General features: G+C 62.2%; 20 protein-coding genes and 1 pseudogene. 11 read left to right on the top strand and 10 right to left on the bottom strand.

The window, feature by feature from the left end:
* Window positions 1–189: 189 nt before the first annotated feature.
* From DTW90_RS08545 to DTW90_RS37600, 3 genes are all read left to right on the top strand, one after another.
* Window positions 190–4,125 (top strand): peptidoglycan-binding protein, encoded by a 3,936-nt coding sequence (locus DTW90_RS08545; protein WP_149337647.1) that lies wholly within the window; start codon window positions 190–192, stop codon window positions 4,123–4,125.
* A 192-nt stretch (window positions 4,126–4,317) separates the two neighbouring features.
* Window positions 4,318–5,010 carry a hypothetical protein gene (locus DTW90_RS08540; RefSeq protein WP_149337645.1) on the top strand — a complete coding sequence of 231 codons (693 nt, stop codon included), beginning with the start codon at window positions 4,318–4,320 and terminating at the stop codon, window positions 5,008–5,010.
* 465 nt (window positions 5,011–5,475) lie between these two features.
* Window positions 5,476–5,964: a hypothetical protein gene (locus DTW90_RS37600; protein WP_246664914.1), complete on the top strand. Its 489-nt coding sequence runs from the start codon at window positions 5,476–5,478 to the stop codon at window positions 5,962–5,964.
* Between the two features lie 45 nt (window positions 5,965–6,009).
* Here the strand turns inward: DTW90_RS37600 and DTW90_RS08530 are convergent, their stop codons facing one another.
* Window positions 6,010–7,638: an ABC-F family ATP-binding cassette domain-containing protein gene (locus tag DTW90_RS08530; protein ID WP_149337643.1), complete on the bottom strand. Its 1,629-nt coding sequence runs from the start codon at window positions 7,636–7,638 to the stop codon at window positions 6,010–6,012.
* Between the two features lie 279 nt (window positions 7,639–7,917).
* Here DTW90_RS08530 and DTW90_RS08525 point away from each other — a divergent pair, with 279 nt between their 5' ends.
* Window positions 7,918–8,841 (top strand): sulfite exporter TauE/SafE family protein, encoded by a 924-nt coding sequence (locus DTW90_RS08525; protein ID WP_132521013.1) that lies wholly within the window; start codon window positions 7,918–7,920, stop codon window positions 8,839–8,841.
* Window positions 8,841–9,647, top strand: coding sequence for a TIGR02186 family protein (locus DTW90_RS08520; RefSeq protein ID WP_132521011.1), 807 nt, complete (start codon window positions 8,841–8,843; stop codon window positions 9,645–9,647). The genes DTW90_RS08525 and DTW90_RS08520 overlap by 1 nt, the downstream gene beginning before the upstream one ends.
* 93 nt (window positions 9,648–9,740) lie before the next feature.
* Here the strand turns inward: DTW90_RS08520 and DTW90_RS08515 are convergent, their stop codons facing one another.
* Together DTW90_RS08515 and DTW90_RS08510 are read right to left on the bottom strand one after the other, a co-directional pair.
* Window positions 9,741–10,658 (bottom strand): MBL fold metallo-hydrolase, encoded by a 918-nt coding sequence (locus DTW90_RS08515; RefSeq protein ID WP_149337641.1) that lies wholly within the window; start codon window positions 10,656–10,658, stop codon window positions 9,741–9,743.
* A gap of 189 nt (window positions 10,659–10,847) precedes the next feature.
* Window positions 10,848–11,342 carry a helix-turn-helix domain-containing protein gene (locus DTW90_RS08510; RefSeq protein WP_132521007.1) on the bottom strand — a complete coding sequence of 165 codons (495 nt, stop codon included), beginning with the start codon at window positions 11,340–11,342 and terminating at the stop codon, window positions 10,848–10,850.
* A gap of 114 nt (window positions 11,343–11,456) precedes the next feature.
* On the opposite strand from DTW90_RS08510, the gene DTW90_RS08505 reads away from it, so the two are divergent.
* Window positions 11,457–12,020, top strand: coding sequence for a dihydrofolate reductase family protein (locus DTW90_RS08505; protein WP_149337639.1), 564 nt, complete (start codon window positions 11,457–11,459; stop codon window positions 12,018–12,020).
* Window positions 12,021–12,029: 9 nt separating this feature from the next.
* Here the strand turns inward: DTW90_RS08505 and DTW90_RS08500 are convergent, their stop codons facing one another.
* Window positions 12,030–12,608 carry a TetR/AcrR family transcriptional regulator gene (locus tag DTW90_RS08500; RefSeq protein WP_149337637.1) on the bottom strand — a complete coding sequence of 193 codons (579 nt, stop codon included), beginning with the start codon at window positions 12,606–12,608 and terminating at the stop codon, window positions 12,030–12,032.
* Between the two features lie 91 nt (window positions 12,609–12,699).
* Between DTW90_RS08500 and DTW90_RS08495 the strand changes: the two genes are divergently transcribed.
* Window positions 12,700–13,665 carry an alpha/beta fold hydrolase gene (locus DTW90_RS08495; RefSeq protein ID WP_149338398.1) on the top strand — a complete coding sequence of 322 codons (966 nt, stop codon included), beginning with the start codon at window positions 12,700–12,702 and terminating at the stop codon, window positions 13,663–13,665.
* Window positions 13,666–13,677: 12 nt separating this feature from the next.
* Here the strand turns inward: DTW90_RS08495 and DTW90_RS08490 are convergent, their stop codons facing one another.
* The 3 genes from DTW90_RS08490 to DTW90_RS08480 form a co-directional block, all read right to left on the bottom strand.
* Window positions 13,678–14,145, bottom strand: coding sequence for a DUF3828 domain-containing protein (locus DTW90_RS08490; RefSeq protein ID WP_132521001.1), 468 nt, complete (start codon window positions 14,143–14,145; stop codon window positions 13,678–13,680).
* Between the two features lie 57 nt (window positions 14,146–14,202).
* Window positions 14,203–14,931 carry a ligase-associated DNA damage response endonuclease PdeM gene (gene pdeM / locus DTW90_RS08485; protein ID WP_149338396.1) on the bottom strand — a complete coding sequence of 243 codons (729 nt, stop codon included), beginning with the start codon at window positions 14,929–14,931 and terminating at the stop codon, window positions 14,203–14,205.
* Between the two features lie 157 nt (window positions 14,932–15,088).
* Window positions 15,089–17,599 (bottom strand): ligase-associated DNA damage response DEXH box helicase, encoded by a 2,511-nt coding sequence (locus DTW90_RS08480; protein WP_149337635.1) that lies wholly within the window; start codon window positions 17,597–17,599, stop codon window positions 15,089–15,091.
* A 144-nt stretch (window positions 17,600–17,743) separates the two neighbouring features.
* Between DTW90_RS08480 and DTW90_RS37055 the strand changes: the two genes are divergently transcribed.
* The 3 genes from DTW90_RS37055 (at window position 17,744) to DTW90_RS08470 (ending at window position 18,989) form a co-directional block, all read left to right on the top strand.
* Window positions 17,744–17,887 (top strand): hypothetical protein, encoded by a 144-nt coding sequence (locus tag DTW90_RS37055; RefSeq protein ID WP_188079906.1) that lies wholly within the window; start codon window positions 17,744–17,746, stop codon window positions 17,885–17,887.
* Between the two features lie 112 nt (window positions 17,888–17,999).
* Window positions 18,000–18,500 carry an Rrf2 family transcriptional regulator gene (locus tag DTW90_RS08475; protein WP_149337633.1) on the top strand — a complete coding sequence of 167 codons (501 nt, stop codon included), beginning with the start codon at window positions 18,000–18,002 and terminating at the stop codon, window positions 18,498–18,500.
* Between the two features lie 27 nt (window positions 18,501–18,527).
* The gene (locus tag DTW90_RS08470; RefSeq protein ID WP_132520995.1) at window positions 18,528–18,989 is read left to right on the top strand and encodes a carboxymuconolactone decarboxylase family protein; all 462 of its coding nucleotides are present in this window, start codon (window positions 18,528–18,530) and stop codon (window positions 18,987–18,989) included.
* An 88-nt stretch (window positions 18,990–19,077) separates the two neighbouring features.
* On the opposite strand, the gene DTW90_RS37050 is transcribed toward DTW90_RS08470, so the two are convergent.
* The 3 genes and pseudogenes from DTW90_RS37050 to DTW90_RS08460 form a co-directional block, all read right to left on the bottom strand.
* The gene (locus DTW90_RS37050; protein WP_188079905.1) at window positions 19,078–19,245 is read right to left on the bottom strand and encodes a hypothetical protein; all 168 of its coding nucleotides are present in this window, start codon (window positions 19,243–19,245) and stop codon (window positions 19,078–19,080) included.
* Between the two features lie 112 nt (window positions 19,246–19,357).
* Window positions 19,358–19,990 (bottom strand): annotated as a pseudogene (locus DTW90_RS08465) (YitT family protein); the annotation flags it as partial.
* A 216-nt stretch (window positions 19,991–20,206) separates the two neighbouring features.
* Window positions 20,207–21,151 carry a methyltransferase domain-containing protein gene (locus tag DTW90_RS08460; protein ID WP_149337629.1) on the bottom strand — a complete coding sequence of 315 codons (945 nt, stop codon included), beginning with the start codon at window positions 21,149–21,151 and terminating at the stop codon, window positions 20,207–20,209.
* Window positions 21,152–21,296: 145 nt separating this feature from the next.
* Between DTW90_RS08460 and DTW90_RS08455 the strand changes: the two genes are divergently transcribed.
* On the top strand, window positions 21,297–21,563 hold the full coding sequence (locus tag DTW90_RS08455; protein ID WP_132520989.1) for a DUF6460 domain-containing protein: 267 nt from the start codon (window positions 21,297–21,299) through the stop codon (window positions 21,561–21,563).
* Window position 21,564: the final 1 nt, after the last annotated feature.

Below are 21,564 nucleotides of genomic sequence, written 5' to 3'. Positions count from 1 at the left end.
GTGATCCGTGTTTCCCTTTATTGTCTCGCGTTTTCCAGGGAACGCCGCCCGGCCGTCAGCTTGAGGAAAGTCTAATAAGCTAATCCTTGCCAGACGGTTGCCGATAGCCTTTGCCTCGGATCAGGAGGACGGCAGTCGGATTGAACAGGAAGTGGCCCATTAAGGGCTCAACGTCGAAGCGAGCAAAAGATGAGCGGATCGCGATCAAATCCTCCCGGCATGAGCGACAGGACCTCTCTCGATGCGTTGAGCCGCACGATCGAGGGACTGGAAGCTCGTATCGAGGGACTGATGGGATCAAGTGGCGTGCACGACGCACGCCAGCGCACGGCGCCTACCTATGCTGCCGCTACCGATCGCGTGGCCTATGCCGAAAGGGCGCCGATGGCAGCCCGCGGCGAACGCGACGCCTATGGCAGCCGCGGCCAGGAACGGCCGGCTCGCGCCGAGCAGCGCCCGGAGCCCATCAGCCGGCCCGACCCGCTCACGGAAATCCGCCAGCGCCAGCGCGCGCTTGAGGCGAGCCGCGAACGCAGCTATAGCCGCCACGACGAGCCTTCCCATCCCGAACCGCAGTCCTTTGCTTCGCGCTCCTTCGAGCGTCCGGCGCAGCGAACGGCCGCGCCTGCCCCGCAGCGCCCGGCAAGCCCGCTTGCAAACCCCGATGCGATGACAGAGATCGCGCAGGCTCTCGTCAGCCTTCGCAAGGACCTGAAGCAGGATATCGCCGACGGCGTCGGGCGCGAGATTAGCGCGCTCAGGGCAGAAATCCGCAGCATCAAGGCCAATGCCGAAGACCGCAACTTCGCCGGCGACGTGCGTGACGACCTGGCGCGGCTTGCCGAGAGCATCAACCAGCTCGGTCATACGGGCGGGGCGCCGGAAACGGCAGGGCTGAAAACGGAATTTGAAGAACTGCGCTCGCTGATGGACGGGCTTGCCCGCGAGGATTCCGTGCGCGGCATGGAAAACCGCTGGGACGGCATCGAAGACCGGCTGCAGGCGCTCGATACATCGGGCCTGCAGGAAGAGCTGGTTTCTCTTGCCTATCGTCTCGACGACATGAAGCGCCAGCTCGGCGGCATGAATGACAGCCCGGCCGTGCATGCGCTGGAACAGAAGCTGATCTCCATCGCGACGGCCATGGAGCAGCTTGGCAATATGATGCAGCCGCAGGGCGTCGCGCTCAGCGAACAATTCTCCGCAATCGACATGCGGCTGGACGAGATCAGCCGGGCCATTGCCGCCACCGGCCGGACAGCCGCGAATGCCGCCGATCCCATGCTGATCCAGCGTCTGGAAGGCCGCCTTGCCAATCTCGGCGACCAGATCGACCTCATGGGTCGCCAGACCGCGCAGCAGCAGCCGGTCGACGACCTCGCGCACCGGATCGAAGCGCTGACCATGCGCATCGAGGAACTCGGCAACGGGGAATCGGTCGCAAAGCTCGAAGAGCGCCTCGACCAGCTCTCCTACCTGATGGAGCGCTCGCAGAAAGCAGAACCGCAGCCGGACCTGACGCGTCATCTTGCCGATATCTCGCAGAAAATCGACGCGCTCGAGCATGGCTCGGTCAACGATGTGCTGGCGGAACGCCTCGACTACCTCGCCCGCCGTATCGAAGCGATCGATTTCCAGCCCCCGGCCCCCGTTTCCGCACTGGACGAGGATGTCGTCTATCGGCTGGAAAGCCGGCTTGCCGATATCGCCGACAGGCTTGAGACCAGCACCGCCGCGGCCCCGACGGATACGCATGCGCTGCGCGCCCTGGAAGACCAGATCGCCCATCTTTCTCGGATGATCAGCGAACCGCGCGGCGACGCCGGCGGCGAGTTCCCCGCCGAGTTCGACCGCCGCATGGGCGCGCTCGAAGACTATATGGCGACCAGCGACGAATATATCATCGAGGCCGCCCGGCAGGCCGCTGAAGCCGTCGTTGAGGCCTATTCCCGCAATGGAACGCTTGGCGGCGGTGCCGTCCCGGCCGCTGACATGTCGGCAATCGCGGCACTTGCCGAAGATCTGCGGCATCTCGAGGATATCAGCCGCAACAGCGACGAGCGGACGCATCGGACCTTCGAAGCGCTGCACGGCACGCTCGTACAGATCGCCGACCGGCTGGACCATATGGAAACAAGCCGGGAAAGCAGCCGGCCCGCGCCGCGCATGCCGGCCGCCGAATACAATGTCGATCCGTTTCATGTCGAGGAAGAGCAGAGCCATCACGCCTATGCGAGCGCGGCAAACGCGCCGGTCATGACGGCTGCCCCGGTGCGCCCGGCCCCGATCATCCGCACCTCGACGGTCGCGGAACAGCCGGTTGCAGCGTCGATGGCAGCTGCCGCCGCGAGCACGGCGATGGACGCCGCAGCGATGGCGGAAATCAAGGCGGAAGCAAAGAAGGCCGGCATCAAGTCCAGCCTGTTCGCCAGCCTCGGAAAGCGGTTTCTCTCCGGCCGCAAGGCCGCGGAACCGGCTGCTGTAACCGGCGAGCGCCCTATGATCGATCCGGCCCCCTCGATCGATCCGGTCGATGTCATGCCGTCGGAGGAAGCCAACGAGTTGCTGGAGCCGGGCTCGGGCGCGCCTGATGTTCGCAAGATCCTCGAGCGCGTCCGCGCCAGCCAGACGGCCGCCCGTTCCGGCAATGCCAAGGCCCCGAGCGAAAGCGAACGTGCCGACTATATCGCCGCTGCCCGTCGCGCCGCACAGGCGGCTGCAATGGAAGTGGACCAGACGCAGCGCATCTCGCCCAACGCCAAGGACGGCGGCAACAAAGGCGGCAAGGCATTCTCGCGCTTCCGCCGGCCTATCCTGCTTGCCATCGGCGCAGCGCTTCTAGCGATCATGGCCTTCCCGCTCGTCAACACGCTGACGCATGGCAAGAAAGCGCCGCCGCCGGCTGAAATCTCCGCCCTGACCTCGGCCACCGAGAACCCGGCGAAGCCCGTCGCTGCGCCAACGGCACCGGTAGCTCAGGCCAATCTCGGCAATGTAGCCGCAATGCCGCCCTCGATCGATGAGAACGCACAGCTGCCGGCTGTCCAGCCGCCCGTTGGCGTCCCTCCGGCTGGAACGGAAAATCACCTGACGTCGGCAAGCCCGCTCGATGCCGGGGGCGAGACGTTCACGCCGCCTAGCGCTGCGGCCCCTGCGCAGGGCGCATCCGGCTTTGTGCCCAGCACGCCGGCGCCGGCTGCCCCTGATGTCTCGGCCGCCGCACCGCAGGCAGCAACGACGGCAACGGCACCCGGCGCTCCTGCGCCGTCGATCATCGTTCCCAGCACCATCCAGCCGCCGGCCCTTGCCGATGCGGCAAAGAATGGCGATCCGCTGGCGCTCTTCGAAGTCGGCGCGCTCTTCACAGACGGCCGCGGCGTACCGGCGGACATGAAGCAGGCAGCCAGCTGGTACCAACTCTCGGCCGATCGCGGCTTTGCGCCGGCGCAGTATCGCCTGGCCAGCCTTTATGAAAAGGGCAACGGCGTCGATCGCGACCTCGCCAAGGCCAAGGACTATTATGAGCGCGCCGCCAATGCCGGCAATGCCAGCGCGATGCACAACCTCGCCGTCCTCTATGCGTCAGGCGCTACCGGCCCGCAGGACTACAATACGGCAGCCGACTGGTTCACAAAGGCCGCCAATCTCGGCATCTCGGACAGTCAGTTCAACCTTGCGATCCTCTATGCGCGCGGAAACGGCGTGAAGCAGGATCTCGGCCAATCCTACAAGTGGTTCGCCATTGCAGCCAAGGGCGGCGACAAGGATGCGGCGCAGAAGCGCGACGAGGTCGCCAACGCAATGAAGCCGGACCAGCTAAGCGCTGCCCGCACGGCGGTCGACACCTGGAAGCCGCAGCCGGTCGACAGCAAGGCCAACAGCGCAGACATTCCCGACGATTGGACCGGCAAGGGCGTCCACACCGCCTCTGTCGACATGAAGAAGGCGATCCGCAACATCCAGGCCATCCTCAACAATAACGGCTTCGACGCCGGCCCGCCGGATGGCTCGATGGGCGAAAAGACAGTCGCCGCGCTGAAGAGCTTCCAGAAGTCGATCGGCATGGAACCTGACGGCAAGGTGACGGACAAGGTCGTCAAGGCGTTGCTGGCCAAGAACAAATAAGCGCTATTGCGCTCTACCCCAAAAGGCCCGGTCGGAATCCTCCGCCGGGCCTTTGTGCATGTCAAACGGCCGTGCTCGCGACGGTCTCCCTTCGCGCGCATCATGATTTCCGGTCGGTGTCGGCTCGCAACTCACGCCGGCCGATAAGCGCTCTTCACTTCCGGCGGTGCGGTGCGGTAATCAGAGCGGAGTGTGACCGCTACCGTTGTTCTGGCCGTGGTCACCTTTGCCGTGGTCGCCCTTGCCGTGGTCACCGTGGCCATGGTCGCCCTTGCCGTGGTCGCCTTTGCCATGGTCACTCTTGCCGTGATCACCCTTGCCATGGTCGCCTTTGCCATGGTCACTCTTGCCGTGATCGCCCTTGCCATGATCGCCCTTGCCATGATCGCCATCGCCGTGGTCGCCCTCGCCGTGGTCGCCCTTGCCGTGGTCGCCCTTGCCATGGTCACCATGGCCATGATCACCGTGGCCGTGGTCGCCCTTGCCGTGATCGCCCTTGCCGTGGTCGCCTTTACCGTGGTCGCCTTTACCGTGGTCGCCCTTGCCGTGATCGCCCTTGCCGTGGTCGCCCTTGCCGTGGTCGCCTTTACCGTGGTCGCCCTTGCCGTGGTCGCCCTTGCCGTGGTCGCCCTTGCCATGATCGCCATGGCCGTGGTCGCCCTTGCCGTGGTCGCCCTTGCCATGGTCACCATGGCCATGATCACCGTGGCCGTGGTCGCCTTTACCGTGGTCGCCCTTGCCGTGATCACCGTGGCCATGGTCGCCATTGCCTTGGTCACCCTTGCCCTGGTCGCCACCACTTTGGTCGCCGTTGCCCTGGTCGCCATTGCCCTGGCTGTTGCCGCTGCCCTTGTCGTCGTTCGAGGGTCCCTTGTCGCCGGCTGAATTGGATGCGCTGTCATTGCCGGAGGTCTTGCTGCCGGTCGAGCTGCCGGAATTGGAACCGCGCCCATTCCGACTACCGAAGTCTTCAAATCCCTTAGTCGCCGGAATTGTGTTCACCGGCCGATTGACCATGCATTCCACGGATCCTGCTCCGGCATCCGAACAATCGGCCGTCCGCGCCTGTGCCAGGCTGCTGCCGCCCAACAAAAGTGCAATGCTTGCTGCAATCAAAATACCATGACGTTTCATTTTGGGGCCTCTCCGGTAACGCTTAACAAACCGTTAATGGGCGAACGATTATGTAAACGATCGGTTAAAGGCAATAGTATTATCCCGTTCAATACTTCAGTATTAGTAGTAACGTTAATTTTTAATTGCTCAAATTTTAATCAATTTCAAAGTAATTTAAAATATACTTTGTCGTTTCGATACTTTTCTTGGAAAGCTGCATGCAGGTGGGCCTCCATGCGCGCACGAAAACGTGTTCAGGCAATCCGTTTGCTGCAATTCGGCGCGATCTGGATTTTTCGGGCGGTTTTCTATCTGTCATCGAAGATCGCAGCGCCGCCCCAGCTGCGCTCGACCACGATCATTGCGCGGAAGGAAAGCCTTATGTCTGCAATATCAAAGCGTCTTCGGCTGCAGCACCTGCTCTGCAATCGCGCGGGCTATCTGGCGGCGGTACTCGCGTTTCCGGCTGGCGATGCGCTTGCCATCAGCCGGTACAATTCCGGATCGATGACATGTTCGGCTATTCAGGACACCCTTGCCAGAGAACGGGCGGTCATCTTCCGCTATCCTTCCCGGAGCGGAGCGCAGCTCTACGATCGCTATGTGAGCAATGGCTCCCTCTGCGGCACCGGGACGGAAGCGAGGCGATCCGTCATCCCGAGCCGTGACGGCGGATGCGCAGTCATTTCCTGCCAGCAATCCTGGGGCGGCAGCAATCGCTGAGACATGGAGGCGAGGCCGGCTGATTGCGCCGGCCCCTCGATTTTATTAGCGGGCTAATGGCAGGCCGGGTGCCTCGTAGCCGGTGCGCTCGACATATTCCGTGTAGCCGCCGCCATATTGGTGGATGCCTTCGGGCGTCAGTTCGAGCACGCGGTTGGAGAGTGCGGCCAGGAAATGACGGTCGTGCGAGACGAAGAGCATCGTGCCCTCATACTCCGACAGCGCCTTGATGAGCATTTCCTTGGTGTCGAGGTCGAGGTGGTTGGTGGGCTCGTCGAGGACGAGCAGGTTCGGCGGGTCGAAGAGCATGATCGCCATGACGAGGCGTGCCTTCTCGCCGCCCGACAGGACCCGGCATCTCTTTTCGACATCGTCGCCGGAAAAGCCGAAGCAGCCGGCCAGCGCGCGCAGCGGTCCCTGCCCTGCCTGCGGAAACGCGTCCTCCAGCGACTGGAACACGGTGCGCTCGCCATCCAGAAGGTCCATGGCGTGCTGGGCAAAATAGCCCATCTTGACGCTCGCGCCGAGGGCCACGCTGCCCTGATCCGGCTCCGTGGAGCCCGTCACCAGCTTCAGAAGCGTCGACTTGCCGGCACCGTTGATACCCATGATGCACCAGCGTTCGCGGCGGCGCACCACGAAATCGAGGCCCTCGTAGATGCTGCGACTGCCGTATTTCTTGTGCACGTTCTTCAGGCTGACCACGTCCTCGCCTGAGCGCCGCGCGGGCTGGAATTCGAAGGCGACCGTCTGGCGGCGCTTCGGCGGCTCGACGCGGTCGATCTTCTCCAACTTCTTGACGCGGCTCTGCACCTGCGAGGCATGCGAGGCGCGCGCCTTGAAGCGCTCGATAAACTTGATTTCCTTGGCAAGCATCGCCTGCTGGCGCTCGAACTGCGCCTGCTGCTGCCTTTCGTTCTGCGCCCGCTGCTGCTCGTAGAATTCATAGTCGCCGGAAAAGCTGGTCAGCGTGCCGCCGTCGATTTCGATGACCTTGGTGACGATGCGGTTCATGAACTCGCGGTCGTGCGAGGTCATCAGCAACGCACCGTCATAATCCTTCAGAAACTGCTCCAGCCAGATCAGGCTTTCGAGATCCAGATGGTTGCTCGGTTCGTCGAGAAGCATGACGTCGGGGCGCATGAGGAGGATGCGGCCGAGCGCCACACGCATCTTCCAGCCGCCCGAAAGCTTGCCGACATCGCCGTCCATCATTTCCTGGCTGAAGCTCAGGCCCGCCAGAACCTCGCGGGCGCGGCCCTCGAGCGCATAGCCGTCGAGTTCCTCGTAGCGCGCCTGCACCTCGCCGTAACGCTCGATGATCCGGTCCATCTCGTCGAGCTTATCCGGATCGACCATCTCGGCTTCCAGCTCGCGCAATTCGGCGGCCACGACGCTGACGGGGCCTGCGCCATCCATGACGGCCGAAACCGCGCTCTGCCCGGACATCTCGCCGACATCCTGGTTGAAATAGCCGATGGTGACGCCGCGCTCGACCGCCACCTGCCCCTCGTCGGGAAGCTCTTCGCCGTTGATCATCCGAAAAACCGTGGTCTTGCCGGCGCCGTTCGGGCCGACGAGACCGATCTTCTCGCCCTTGTTGAGGGCTGCTGATGCTTCGATGAAGAGAATGCGGTGGCTGAGCTGCTTGCTGATATTTTCGATACGGATCATAGTCTGGATAGGTCGCCTTGGGAGTTTCGGGCGCCCTTATGCCACGGGTTGTGCGGCTTGTCGCAAATTTTCAATGTCATATTCCGTCATGCAGTCATTTTGCCTGCGGGTGGCAATCGCTTGCCCCCCGGGGAGCACTACAGGCGCTTGCCTGTTCGCGCCGCGGCATAACGCATTTTACTAAACCTCTGGCAATGATTTCGCGATAGGATCGCTCATTCAAACGGGGAAAATTCAAAAGGCGCCCGATCTCATTGGCGCCGATAACGGGGACAGGCCGTGACAATCTACCTGCCGATCGCCGAACTCTCGGTGAATATCTTCATCATCCTCGGCATGGGTGCGGCCGTCGGATTCCTGTCCGGCATGTTCGGCGTCGGCGGCGGCTTTCTCATCACCCCGCTTCTGATATTCTACAACATCCCGCCCGTCGTTGCGGTCGCCACGGGAGCCAACCAGGTGGTTGCCTCCTCGATCTCGGGCGCGCTCACGCATTTCCGGCGCGGCACGCTGGACATGAAGCTCGGCACGGTGCTGCTCATCGGCGGTCTGGTCGGCGCGACCGTCGGCATATGGATATTCTCGCTACTCAGACGCATCGGCCAGCTCGATCTCATCATCTCGCTGCTCTATGTCGTCTTTCTCGGCACGATCGGCGGGCTGATGCTCTGGGAGAGCCTGAACGCCATGCGCCGCGCCGCGCGCAACGAACCGTCCGCGGCGAGAAGGCCAGGCCACAACTGGGTGCACCGGCTGCCGCTGAAGATGCGCTTCAAGAAATCCAAGATCTATCTCAGCGTCATTCCGGTCATCGCGCTCGGCTTCGGGATCGGCATCCTTACCTCGGTCATGGGCGTCGGCGGCGGCTTCATCATGGTGCCTGCCATGATCTACCTGCTGCGCATCCCGACCAATGTCGTGGTCGGCACCTCGCTGTTCCAGATCATCTTCGTGACCGCCTATACGACCGTCGTGCAGGCGGCGACGAACTATTCGGTCGATATCGTGCTTGCCTTCGTGCTGATGGTCGCCGGCGTGATCGGCGCGCAATACGGCGTGCGCGTCGGCCAGAGGCTGCGCGGCGAACAGCTGCGCGCGCTTCTCGGCCTGCTGGTGCTTGCCGTCGGCCTTCGCCTTGCCGTTGGGCTGGTCGTCACACCTGCCGATATCTATTCCGTCGTCATCGAGGGGGCGGGCCGTTGATGCGTCCTGTCCTGGTTGCCCTTGCGCTGCTCATTGCGCCTATTGCTGTGCAAGCCCAGGTGCTGCTCGACCAGCCGTCAACGTCGACCTCGTCGCGCGAGGACATGGAGATCGGCACCTCCACCAGCGAGATCGCCATCACCTCGGATTTTACCGGCGCGGATCTGACGATCTTCGGCGCGCTGTCAAACACCGACCAGCTGCTGCTGGCGATCGGGCAATATGACATCGTCGTCGTGCTGGAAGGTCCGCGGGAGAACGCCACGGTGCGCAGGAAGGAGCGGGTCTTCGGCATCTGGGTCAACACCCGGTCCATGACCTTCGAGCGTGTGCCCGAGGCCTATTCGCTTTCCAGCACCCGCGCCATCGACAGCATCACCACGCCGCTTTCGCTCAACGACCACGGCATCGGCATGGATCATATTCCGCTGACGCCGATCGGCTTCGTCAGCAACAATGCCAGCGACCTGACGGAATTCCGCGATGCCTTCCGGCGACTGCAGGAGGCCGGAGGCCTCTATGTCCGCGATCCCGCCGGCGTCCGCTTCGTCAGCTCCAGCCTGTTCAGGGCAACCTTGCGCCTCCCGGCCGACGTGCCGAACGGCGTGCACACGGTCCATGCCTATCTCTTCAAGAGCGGCAAGTTCGTCGTGGAAAGAACCCTGCCGCTGCGCGTCATCAAGACAGGCATCGAGCAGACCATCACCGACGCCGCGCATGAGCGGCCGATCACCTACGGCTGCTTTGCCGTATTGCTCGCCGTCATCACGGGATGGACGGCAAGCTTCGTCTTCCGGAAAAACTAGAGCGCGTAATCGCAAACTCGGCAGTGACGCACGAGGCAGCGATCGACCAGTGGTGCGCTGCCTCGTTTCGTTTCGCTGTAACGCAATAAGCGCTCAGTAGTCCCAGAAGACCGGTACCCAACGGAAGGCGTCGCCATCGACGGCAACATGGCCGACGGAGGGGAACGGCATATGCGTGGCGACAAGCAGCTCGCCGGTCTCTGCCAGTTCCCGCAGAAGCCGGACGCGAACGCGGGCCGCCTCTTCAGGATCATGTTCGAAACCATTGAACCAATCGGGATGCTCGAAGCCAACAGCGAAGACGGCGTCGCCGGCAAACATCAGGCGGTCTTTGCCCGAGGCCACGCGAACCACGCTGTGCCCGGGAGTGTGGCCGCCGGTGCGGGAGACGACCACGCCCGGCGCAACCTTGTACTCGTCATCGAACAGCCGCAGGTGGCTCTCATACTCTTTCCGGAACTTCTTGGCGGCCGCCCGAAGCGCGTCCGGAAAACCCGGCGGCATCGAGACGTGGGAGAAATCGGGCTCTTCCCAGAATTTGACCTCGGCTGCTGCCACGTGGATCCTGAGGTCCGGACGCAGCCGCTCCTTCACGCCGTCGACGAGAAGCCCGCCAACATGGTCCATGTGCATGTGGGTCAGCACCACGTCGGTGACGGATCCAAGATCGATGCCGACCGCCTCCAGTCGCCTGATCAACTGCCCTGCCCGCGGCAAGTTCAGGTCCGGGTCCAATCCCAGCCCGGCGTCGATGAGGATGGTCTGGTCGCCGCTGCGCACCACGACCACATTCAGTGCCCAATCGAAGGCGTCCTGCGGCAGGAACATATCGCCGAGCCAGGCCGCACGATCGGCCGGCTTGGCATTGTGTCCCAACATTGCGGTTGGCAGCGGCAGCACGCCATCGCTGATGACAAGTACGTCAATCTCGCCTATCCGCACCGCGTAGCGCGACGGAACCAGTTCTTCGCGTCCCGATTTGGCGGGATATAAGGTATTGTCCAAGCTCATCTTTGCCTCCTGAAGACCATACGTTTTCGGATGTGCTTGAGTACCACCGTTGGCAGAGCGGATGTAATCATCCGGTGGTCTAGGCTGCGTACACCCGATGTATATCGGGAGCCGGTGTCCACGCCGCACTCGAAATCGGGGCGGACGGTTCTTCAGCAGGGTCAGGCAGTGTCGGCGAATGACGACGCGCTACTTGCGCGCCATCACTTCTAGGTAGGCGGCCGTCAGCCGTTCCAGCACGGAAGGCTTTCCAGGCGGCAATGGTATGCCGAGGTGGGTCTCCCTGAGCTCGTCCATGAAGTCGTCCCAGAGGGGCTGGCCGCCCTTTTCCAGCAGTTCCGCGCGGATCGAGAGTTCTTCCGACACGGGCAGGTGCTTGCGGCCCCAGGCGCCCATATGGGCAAAGAGCGGCACGAGTTCGATTGCCATTTCGGTCAGGCTGTAGATGGCCTTCTGCTTGTGCGTCGGATCATCGCTACGCGTCAGCAGGCCGCGCTCTACCAGCCGCTTCAGCCGGTCGGCGAGGATATTGGAGGCGATCCCCTCCTCCGAATTCTGCAGCAGCTCGCGAAAATGCCGGCGATTGCCGAACATGATGTCGCGGATGATGATCAAGCTCCAGCGGTCGCCGAGGACCTCGAGCGTCAGATTGATCGGGCAGCCGGAGCGGTGAATCGCGTCCATTCGAATCTCCAAAGAAACTGCTTGCATTTTGCCATCGGTTTACTTAGCCTGCAAGTGCTTGCTTTTTGCAACCAGTTTAATCTTGGTGCAGTATCTCGAAGCGGAGGAAGAGAGATGAGAAAGCTTGTTGTCTGGAACCTGATGACGCTTGACGGCTATTTCGAGGGAAAGGCGCCATGGGCGATCGATTTCCATATGCTGGCCTGGGGCGATGAACTCGAACACTATGCACGGGGCCTGGGAAACGAGGGCGGCATGCTGGTCTTCGGCCGCAAGACCTATGAGGGCATGGCCGCCTACTGGCCGACGGCGACGGAAACGCCCGAGATCAAGGAATACATGAACGGCATTTCGAAGATCGTCGCATCGCGCACGATGGATAGGGCCGAGTGGAACAACAGCCGCGTGGTCCGCGATCCCGTGGAAGAGCTGAAGGCGCTCAAGCAGCGGCCGGGCAAGACGATCTTCGTCTTCGGCAGCGCTGAACTCGCGGACTCGCTCGCCAGGGCCGGTCTGGTCGACGAATATCGCATCTGCCTCGTCCCCGTCATCCTCGGCGGCGGCAATCCGCATTTCAAGCCGGCGAGCGAGCAGGTGCCGCTGAAGCTGCTGGAGGCAAAGCCGCTGAAGACCGGCGGCGTGATCCTGCGCTACGAACCGGTGAAGGACGCGGCCTGATCGGGCCGTTCAACTCCGCAGGGCTGCGGCAACCAGCGCCGCAGCCGCCTCACCGGCTGTCTCCATGTAAGACGGGTCGCGGTGCATGAGCACCACGGCAAAGCTGCCGTCGAGCAAAAGGACGACCTGGCGGCCGAGCTTGCGGGCATCAAGGATGCCTTCGGCCTCGAAAGTCTCCGTCAGCCAATTCTCTACCCGCTTCTTGTGTTGAGCGCCGATCTTCATGGCCGGGTGACCGGGCATATTGGCCAGTTCCGCCGAGGTGCGCAGGAAGCCGCAGCCTTTCCATTTCGGGTGGCGCGCCGACTTTGCCAGCTGCTCGAAGATGGCCCTGACCTTCACGTCCACCCCGCCTTCGGCTTCGGCAAACCATTTCTGGAACAAAGCCAGGTTTGGCTGATCGCGGCCTTCGAGATAGGCGGCGATCAGCTCGTCCTTGCTGTCGAAGTGATAGTAGAGCGTGCGCTTGGTGACACCAGCCTTTTCCGCAACGGCATCGACGCTGACGGCGCGAATGCCCTCTCCGTAGAAGAGCTTTGCAGCGGCGGTCACGATGCGGTCGCGGGTGGTTTCGGGTGCGGTCTTCATGTCCCCAAGTATACCGACTAGTGAGTATCAACGGCAATATCGGATCGCTAGAGTGTTTCCCTATCTGAAGTGGATCGACGGGACCGACGGTATGGAACAGGTGGCTGAGCGGGGGCCGAGCACGACGAAGCGTGCGTTGGCATCCGATGCTGAACCGATCGATATCCGGTGCCGCGACGGTGTGGTTCTCCGGGGCCATATCTGGCGCGCGGCTGGCGGAAGTAGCTGCGGCAACGTCATCATCAACCCGGCGACCGGCGTGCTTGCCCGCTACTATCACTACTATGCGCGGTTCCTCGCCGAACGTGGATTCGACGTCCTGACCTACGACTATCGCGGCATCGGGCTATCGAGACCGCCGCGATTGCGCGGCTGCAGCTATCGATGGCGGGACTGGGGCGAACTCGATTTCGATGCAGCGTTGATTGCCATGCATGAGCGAAATTGCGAGCTGCCGCTCCTGGTGGTCGGTCACAGCATTGGCGGCTTTTTGCCGGGCCTTTCTGATCATGCCGGTCTCATCGACCGGATGCTGACGGTCGGCGCGCAATATGCCTATTGGCGCGACTACGCGGCGGCGCATCGCATGCGCCTCGTCTGGAAGTGGCATATCGTGATGCCTGTTCTAACCGCCGTTTTCGGCTATTTTCCCGGAAAGCGGCTCGGCTGGCTCGAAGACCTGCCGGCCGGCGTCGCCAATGAATGGAGTTTTCGCGGCGCGCGGATGGAACGCAGCCACCCTGTCCCGGAAAGAGGCGATGTCATCGCCCGCTTCGATGCGGTCGAGGCATCGATCCTCGCTGTGACAGTCTCGGACGACGATATCGGAACCGCAGCGGCCGTCCGCCGCGGGCTGAGCTACTATCGGCATGCGGAGGTGGCACAGGCTGCCCTCGAGCCATCGGATTTCGGCCTGGATGCGATCGGCCATTTCAGCCTTTTCCATGCCCGTCATGCGGCGGGGTTCTGGCTGGACACGGTTCTCTGGCTGCGCGACGCCGTCAATCCCTGGCCACAGCGGCGCGATGCGGAGGCCTTGGCGACGCTTCCGGGATAAGCCGAATGCCCGTCAGTATTGGGCGTTTGCGAAGATGTCGCCGAGCGACCAGGAATTGTCCCCCGCCTTGTCGGCGATGTCGTCGACCTTCCAGCCGCCATGTTCGCGCACCAGCGTGTAGTAGAGCGTCACCGGCCCTCCATTCTCGAAATTGACGACCACCTTGGCGTTATCGCCATCGACGTCAGGCTTGCCGATCTTCACATGCGTGGCTTTTCCATCCTGGCCTGCGATGACGGGATCGAAATCGATGGCGCCGACATCGCCGGGCTGGGTCTTCTTGAGGTCGTCCTGAAAGAGACCGTTCAGGTGATCGGAGAAATAAGGAGCATAGGGCGTGGGGCCGTCCGTCGATTTGCCCTGATTGCTGTAGAGCGCCTTCAGCAGCGCTTCGGGCGTCTCGAAGCCGGCTGCAAGGGCCTGGGTGGTGATGGCGGATAGGCCGAAGAACAATGCAAGGGCAAAGGACGGAAGTCGCATGCTGGCTCCTGTGATCGCGTTGGATAGTGGCATGCTACTGAAACAAATTTGGATGCGTCAGGCCGAAAGCCGCCCGAACCTGACCGAATAGATCCGGTCGCGGCCGAGCAGATGGGCGATCAGCGCGGCATGATCGAAGAGGCCGTGCATCGCCTTGTGGCGCAGATCCAGGCCGCCGCTCATGACACCGAAGGCCGGCATCAGCAGGCGGGCGCCGTCGGTCGCGAAACAGGGACGGCGGATGGCCCTGTCGCGGCGGCGAACCGTCGCCGACGGGTGCAGGTGGCCCGATATCTCGCCCTTCTGCAGGCCGTCCCTGGGCTCGTGGCGGAAGGTCAGGCCGTTATAGTGCATCTCGTCGACGGAATTGCCCGGCAGGTCCACGGTTCCATCGGGATCGTGGTTGCCGTTGATCCAGACCCATTCACGGCCACGCGCCATCTCGACGATAAGCGCGCGGAAGGCATCGGGCAGATGCGCGGAGCCGACGCGATCATGGAAATTGTCGCCGAGCGAGATAACGAGCTTCGGATCGTAGCGGGAAATGACGGCTGAAAGCACGGTCAGCGTCGCCAGCGTATCATAGGGCGGCAGCATCATGCCGCGGCGGGCAAAGGCTGCCCCCTTTTCCAGATGCAGATCAGACACGACCAGAATGCCGTCATCGGGCAGATAGAGCGCGCCGAGCGGATCGCAGACGGCAGCGACGCCGTGGACCGAGGTGTCCACGCCGGGGGCGATGTCGGTCATCATTGTCGTGCGGGCGGCAAGGGCTAGGCGATGCATCACGTCTGTTTCTTTCCAGTGTCGGAGGCCATGCGCGGCCATCTACCTCCCCCTTGAGGGGGAGGTCGTCGCGAAGCGACGGGTGGGGGTGACCCCTCGACCGCCGCTGTCACCCCACCCCGGCACTACGTGCCGACCCTCCCCCTCAAGGGGAGGGTTAGGCGAGCGCCTCGGCAATCAGATCGTCTGCAGCTTCCGCCAGCAGATGGTCATGCGCCTCGCCCGGCACCGCTTCCCTGCCGATCTCCAGCATAACAGGCACGGCAAGAGGCGAAATATGGTCCAGCGCCCGGTGGGTGATGTGGCCCTTGATTCGCCTCAGCATATCGCCGATCCGCGAAATATCCAAAAGCCCGGTCGCCGCATCCTGACGGGTTGCCTGCAACAAAATGTGGTCCGGCTCATGGCTGCGCAGCACGTCGTAGATGAGGTCCGCGGAGACAGTCACCTGCCGTCCGGTCTTTTCCTTGCCGGGATGCCGGCGCTCGATCAAGCCAGCAATCACGGCGCAATTGCGGAAGGTGCGCTTCAAAAGGAAGGATTCGTCGAGCCAGGCTTCGAGATCATCGCCCAGCATGTCCTCGTCGAAGAGTTCTGACAGGTCGAGCTTGCCGTTCGCGATCATCTCTCCCATGTCCTCGAGGCCCCAGATGCCGAGCGAATAGTCCGTCGCCACGAAGCCGAGCGGCTTGGCGCCGGCGCGTTCCAGCCGGCGGGTCAGCAGCATGCCGAGCGTCTGGTGCGCCAGCCTCCCCTCGAAGGGATAGGCGACCATGTAAGCGCGGCTTCCCCTCGGAAATGTCTCGATCAAAAGCTCGTCGCGCTTCGGCAGTATCGACTTTTCCTGCTGGATCGCCAGCCAATCGCGCACCTGATCCGGCAGATGGCTCCAGCGATCCGGATCGGAGAGCATGGTGCGGACCTGATCGGCGAGATAAGTGGAAAGCGGGAACTTGCCGCCGGCATAGGACGGGATCTTGGGATCGTTGGAATAGGCCTGGCTCGCTAAGGCCTCGTTTTCGCGGATGCCCTCGAAGCGCAGCACCTTGCCTGAAAAGATGAAAGTGTCGCCGGGAGACAGCTGCTCGAAGAAATATTCCTCCATCTTGCCGAGTGTGGCGCCACCGCGACCGATGCGCCCGCCCTCGCCGCGCTTGACCATTCTCAGATTCAGCATGGGGCTTTCGACGATGGTGCCGAGGTTCAGGCGATATTGCTGGGCGACCTGCGGGTTGGAAACGCGCCACAGTCCCTCCGGCGTCTTGCGAATGCGGGCGTAGCGCTCATAGGTGCGCAGCGCATAGCCGCCGGTCGCGACGAAATCGACGATGCGCTCGAAGGTTTCCCAGGAGAGATCGGCATAGGGCGAGGCGCTGGTTATCTCATCATAGAGCTGCAGCATGTCGAAGGGCTCGGCGCAGGCCATGCCGAGCACATGCTGGGCAAGCGCATCGAGCGCACCGCGGCCGACCGGCGGCGTGTCCTGCGCGCCGATATAATTCGCATCGAGGGCTGCCTGGCACTCCATCACCTCGAAACGGTTGGCGGGAACGAGGATTGCCTTGGAGGGTTCGTCCATGCGGTGATTGGCGCGGCCGATGCGCTGGGCAAGGCGCGACGCACCCTTGGGCGCGCCGACATGGATGACGAGATCGACATCGCCCCAGTCGATGCCGAGATCGAGCGTCGAGGTAGCGACGACGGCCCGCAGCTTGTTTGCGGCCATCGCGGCCTCGACCTTGCGGCGCTGGGCGACATCGAGCGAGCCGTGATGCAGCGCGATCGGCAGGTTGTCGTCGTTGACGGTCCAGAGCGCCTGGAACAGCATTTCGGCCTGGGACCGGGTGTTGACGAAGAGCAGCGTCGTCTTGTGATCGAGCAGCTGCTTGTAGACGTCGGGGATGGCATATTTGGCCGAATGGCCGGACCAGGGGATGCGCTCCTCGGTGTGCAGGATGGAAATGTCGGGTTTTGCACCACCTTCGACCATGACGAGGCCGGCGTGATGCTCGCAACCTTCCTGTTGCGCCACCAGCCATTTCTGCAGGTCCATCGGTTCGGCTACCGTCGCGGACAGGCCAATCGTCTGCAGCCCGTGCGCCAGCTTGCGAAGCCGGGCAAGACCGAGGGAAAGCATATGGCCGCGTTTTGACGTGACCAGCGAATGCAATTCGTCGAAGATGACGTATTTCAAATCCTTGAAGAAGCGTTCCGCTTCGCCATTCGCCAGCAGCAGGGCCACCTGCTCCGGCGTCGTCAGCAGGATGTCGGGCGGGTTCAGCTTCTGGCGCTGGCGCTTAGCAACGGGCGTATCCCCGGTGCGGTTTTCGATGGTGACCGGCAGGCCCATCTCGGTCACCGGCTTCGTCAGGTTGCGCTCGATATCGACGGCAAGCGCCTTCAGCGGCGAGATGTAGAGCGTGTGAATGCCGGTGAAGGCGGAGCCAGGTGGGATCTTGCCGCGGCGGGTCAGATCGGTGAGCGAGGGGAGAAAGCCGGCCAGCGTCTTGCCGGCACCGGTCGGCGCGATCAGAAGCGTGCTTTCGCCGGCCTCGGTGCGGGCGAGCAGCTCCAGCTGATGGGCGCGCGGCTGCCAGCCCTTTTCCGCAAACCAGCGGGTGAAAGGGACGGGCAGGCTGACGCTGGTTTCGACATCGATCTGATCCACGGCATGAATGTAGTTCAAATAGGAGAGAATTGAAGCAGATCCCTCCTATGGGACAAGTCAACTCGCAGTCCTGACCGAGAGCTCGTTTCGGAACATCTGACATGCGGGCGTGTTTTCCCGTGACAGTCACGGCAAAGGTGCTGCATGGATTCGAAGTTCGGAAACCGCTTGATGATTGCCGCGCTTGCGGTCGGCTTCGTCATTTGCGTGGGCTATTCGCTGTCGAGTTCTCATTTGCACAAGGGTAAGGACCCCTCGGAAAGCTCCAGCCCGGCGACCTCCCAGTAGGACGATGAATTCGGAAAGCAACGGCATTTCGTCGGCCCGACGGCGATGATGACCGGCTTCTTGACATGTGCGCCAAATCATGGATAAATATTATCCATGATAGGAGATGGTCATGAAACTCGGTGACGGTGTCGAACAGGCAATCCATTGCGTGGCGGTGCTTTCCGGCCTTTCGGAAGAGGGCGTGCTGTCGGCTGCGGCCCTTGCGGAATTTCACGGGGTTTCGGTGAGCTATCTGCTGAAGCACCTGCAGGCGCTCTCGGGCGCAGGCCTCGTCAATACCGTGCCCGGGCCGAAGGGCGGTTATCGGCTGGCGAAGGCGCCTAGGGAGATTTCGCTGCTCGACATCGTCCTTGCCGTCGAAGGACCGCAGCCAGCCTTCCGCTGCAGCGAAATCCGACAGCGTGGGCCTAATCCGCTTCCTGGCCGCTACTTCACCAAGCCCTGCCAGGTCAGTGCCGCAATGCTGAGGGCCGAAAAGGCCTATCGCGCCGAACTCGCCAAGGTGTCGATTGCCGACCTTGTGGCAGAACTGAACGCAGACGACGACGGCGGCATTGCCGCTCGCGGCTGCGCCTTTCTTGAACTTCACGAACGCAAAGCGAGCCGCTGAGGGCTCGCGACCAAAGGAGAAAACACCATGCAACCCCGTTTCAACTTCGCCAAAGCTTCTGCTGATGCCTATAAGGCCGTCGCCGCCCTGGAACAGTATGTCCAGACCTCCGGCCTCGACCGCCGCTTCATCCACCTGATCAAGCTGCGCGCATCGCAGATCAACGGCTGCGCCTATTGCGTCGACATGCATGTCAAGGAAGCGCGCCATGATGGGCTTTCCGAACAGTGGATCAACCTGATGTGCGTCTGGCGGGAATCCCCGATCTATGACGCGCGCGAACGCGCCCTGCTCGGCTGGGTCGACGCTGTGACGAAGATTTCGGAAACCGGCGCTCCGGATGCCGATTACGAGGCGCTCAAGGCGCAGTTCTCGGAAGAGGAAATGACGAAGATCACCGTCGCCATCGGCGCGATCAATATCTGGAACCGTCTTGCCGTCAGCTTCCGGGCACAGCATCCGATCGATGCGGCCACGAAGGCTGCGTAAGAAATTTCCTTTGTGCCGGCGAAAACGTTGTTGGCACAGCGAAAACAGCACATGACCGACCCGAATAAATCGGGTCGGCGACCTTCAATCAGGCGTGGTCAGCGCCCTTTTCCGTCGCGCCGGCATGTTGCTGCTCGCCCGACGCATGGACGTTTTCGAATATTTCCCGGACAACCTGTGCTATCCTTTCCGCAGAAGAACCCTTGGCGTATTCTTCCTGCATGCGGCGTCTGACAAGCTTTTCCAACTCTGACATATCTTCACCTCATCTATCCGGCGCAAGAGAATTGTCCTCCTGCGCCAGACGAGTGGCAAGTTACGAATAGTTTATCATTCGCACGGGGTTGGGGGGTATCGGCTTGGCGCGTCAGAGCGACGTAGCGGTCGGACCGATGGTTGATCGCGATGAAGAGGTTCATCACGATGGCGCCGAAAACCGAATAGAGAATGATCGGCGGTGTGGTGACGAAGAAGGCCGTCGCCAGCACGCAGAGGTCGATCCCCATCTGGACGAGACCGGCGCGGATGCCGAAACGTTCCTGAACATAGATGCCGAGAATGCCGACGCCGCCGAGGCTGGCGCGATGGCGATAGAGCGCCAGCAATCCGTAGCCGAGAAGAAGACCGCCGACGAGTGCCGCCCAAGCCGGATGGATGGCGGCAATCGCCATCACCTTCGGCTGCAGCGTCGTCAGCAGCGAGGTCAGGCCGATGGCAATGAAGGTCTTGATCGTGAAGGCCATGCCGAGCTGCTTCCAGGACAGATAGAAGAACGGCAGGTTGAGCAGGAAGAAGGCAAGGCCGAAATTGATGCCGAAAGCATAGTGCAGGAGGAAGGCGACGCCGGCGGTGCTGCCGGTCAGCAGACCGGCGCTTGCCAGCAGATACAGGCCGATGGCGGAGACGAGGCTGCCGGAAAAGACGCCTTGCACGTCCTCGATCGGCGTATGACGCGTGGCAGCGGTATTTCCAAAACCAAGGGCACTGATGAGCTGGGCCATGTCGTCATTCTCCAACGGCGGACGAGTTCATGAACGCTTCAAGGCGGGCTTGAGCGTGGCGGGTCATGTGAGATGAAATCCAGCCGAGCGGTCCCCACGCGTCCAGGACGCCGTTCTCTCCAGCTATTGGCGCGAATTATCGAGACTTCCCGCCCTCTCCGCAAGCAAAATACGTAAGCAATACTGACCTATTTTAACTTCGCAAGAATCGTTCCTTCAGGACGATTTCTGCGTAAGGAACAGGATGCCGGAAATGGGTTTTCCGCCATCTTTGCGAATGGTCGTTCTGGCAAGCTCGACGACATCGAAGCCATGCCTGTCGCAAAGAGTCCTGACATAGGTCTCCGAATGGGCATAACGCAGGGAATCGCGCAATTGTACGCCATCGCCCTCCCCGCCATCCTCGACCGAAAAGGCAAAGACTGCCTCCGGCAAGGCCAGCTCGTCGGCGATCGCAAAGACGCTTTCGAGATTGCCGAGATACATCAGCACATCGGCTGCGGTGATCAGGTCGGCGCGATGGGCGGCAAGGCCGTCGCCCGTGACGCCCGAGCTAGCCGGCGGCAGCGAGAGATCAGCTTGGGCCAGATGATCGTAGACGCCCTTGGCATCCGCCTTTGCCAGCATGTTCTGCGAGAGGTCGAAGCCTTCCAGCCGGTCGACGCCGGCCCGGATTTCGGGTCCCAGCAATCCGGTGCCGCAGCCGAGATCGATCGCAAGGCGGAAATGCCGGGGGATGGCCGGGGCTTCCGATATCAGGGCCGCGAGCTTGCGGGGCACCGTGTAATCCAGCTTCTCGACCAGCGATTTCTCGAAGCGATCGGCATAGTCGTCGAAGAGGCGTTCGACATAGCGGCTGGGCGGCACATCGGGCATTTCGGTCGCGCCCAAAACAGCAAGCTTCAGCCGCGCGCCGAATATATCGTCGGGATCGAGCGCCAGCACCCTTTCGAAGGCTGCGGCAGCGCCGGCGGCGTCCTTCGCCTTTTCGCGGTAGGTTCCCAGCTGATGCCAGCCGGCGGCCCAGGAAGGCGCCAGTTCCAGCGCCTGCTCCATCAGTTCGGCCGCTGCCGACGGGTCGCCGCCCTCATCTAGCATCTTGGCATAGTCGGCGCGGCGATCGGCTGTAACGTCGCCGGAAGATAGCTGGGCTCTGGGCATGAAAAAACTCTGTTGGGAACGGCCGCTATCTGGCGGTGGCCACAAAAAAACTCAAGTCCTATTTCAGGCAGAGCCCCGCAATGCCGCAAAAGCGCTTGCGACGTTCGATTCGTGGCCTTATCCCAGGGCAAACAGGAGATTGCGAATGTCGGATCAGATGAACAGATTTCTCGGGGATTCGCCCGCCCGTACGATCGTCAAGCTGATCGTGGTGTCGCTGATCGTCGGCTTCGTGATGAAGGTCATGGGCTGGCAGCCGATGGATCTGATCTACAATATCAGGCATGTCGTGCTCGACATCTGGCATACCGGCTTTGCCGCGCTCGGCAAGTTCGGCGACTATCTTATCCTGGGCGCGACCATCGTGATCCCGATCTTCATCGTCCTCCGTCTCTTCAACTACAATCGCTGAC

It is taken from the genome of Neorhizobium sp. P12A (assembly GCF_008365395.1).
In the GTDB taxonomy this organism is placed as follows: Bacteria; Pseudomonadota; Alphaproteobacteria; order Rhizobiales; family Rhizobiaceae; genus Rhizobium.
This window is presented reverse-complemented; position numbering and strand designations above follow the sequence as displayed.

Bases quoted from the DNA above. Each gene is read 5' to 3' on its own strand.
- DTW90_RS08545 (WP_149337647.1), top strand. From the start codon at position 190: ATGAGCGGATCGCGATCAAATCCTCCCGGCATGAGCGACAGGACCTCT.
- DTW90_RS37600 (WP_246664914.1), top strand. From the start codon at position 5,476: ATGCGCGCACGAAAACGTGTTCAGGCAATCCGTTTGCTGCAATTCGGC.
- DTW90_RS08530 (WP_149337643.1), bottom strand. From the start codon at position 7,638: ATGATCCGTATCGAAAATATCAGCAAGCAGCTCAGCCACCGCATTCTC.
- DTW90_RS08520 (WP_132521011.1), top strand. From the start codon at position 8,841: ATGCGTCCTGTCCTGGTTGCCCTTGCGCTGCTCATTGCGCCTATTGCT.
- DTW90_RS08515 (WP_149337641.1), bottom strand. From the start codon at position 10,658: ATGAGCTTGGACAATACCTTATATCCCGCCAAATCGGGACGCGAAGAA.
- DTW90_RS08510 (WP_132521007.1), bottom strand. From the start codon at position 11,342: ATGGACGCGATTCACCGCTCCGGCTGCCCGATCAATCTGACGCTCGAG.
- DTW90_RS08505 (WP_149337639.1), top strand. From the start codon at position 11,457: ATGAGAAAGCTTGTTGTCTGGAACCTGATGACGCTTGACGGCTATTTC.
- DTW90_RS08500 (WP_149337637.1), bottom strand. From the start codon at position 12,608: ATGAAGACCGCACCCGAAACCACCCGCGACCGCATCGTGACCGCCGCT.
- DTW90_RS08495 (WP_149338398.1), top strand. From the start codon at position 12,700: ATGGAACAGGTGGCTGAGCGGGGGCCGAGCACGACGAAGCGTGCGTTG.
- DTW90_RS08490 (WP_132521001.1), bottom strand. From the start codon at position 14,145: ATGCGACTTCCGTCCTTTGCCCTTGCATTGTTCTTCGGCCTATCCGCC.
- pdeM (WP_149338396.1), bottom strand. From the start codon at position 14,931: ATGCATCGCCTAGCCCTTGCCGCCCGCACGACAATGATGACCGACATC.
- DTW90_RS37055 (WP_188079906.1), top strand. From the start codon at position 17,744: ATGGATTCGAAGTTCGGAAACCGCTTGATGATTGCCGCGCTTGCGGTC.
- DTW90_RS08475 (WP_149337633.1), top strand. From the start codon at position 18,000: ATGAAACTCGGTGACGGTGTCGAACAGGCAATCCATTGCGTGGCGGTG.
- DTW90_RS08470 (WP_132520995.1), top strand. From the start codon at position 18,528: ATGCAACCCCGTTTCAACTTCGCCAAAGCTTCTGCTGATGCCTATAAG.
- DTW90_RS37050 (WP_188079905.1), bottom strand. From the start codon at position 19,245: ATGTCAGAGTTGGAAAAGCTTGTCAGACGCCGCATGCAGGAAGAATAC.
- DTW90_RS08460 (WP_149337629.1), bottom strand. From the start codon at position 21,151: ATGCCCAGAGCCCAGCTATCTTCCGGCGACGTTACAGCCGATCGCCGC.
- DTW90_RS08455 (WP_132520989.1), top strand. From the start codon at position 21,297: ATGTCGGATCAGATGAACAGATTTCTCGGGGATTCGCCCGCCCGTACG.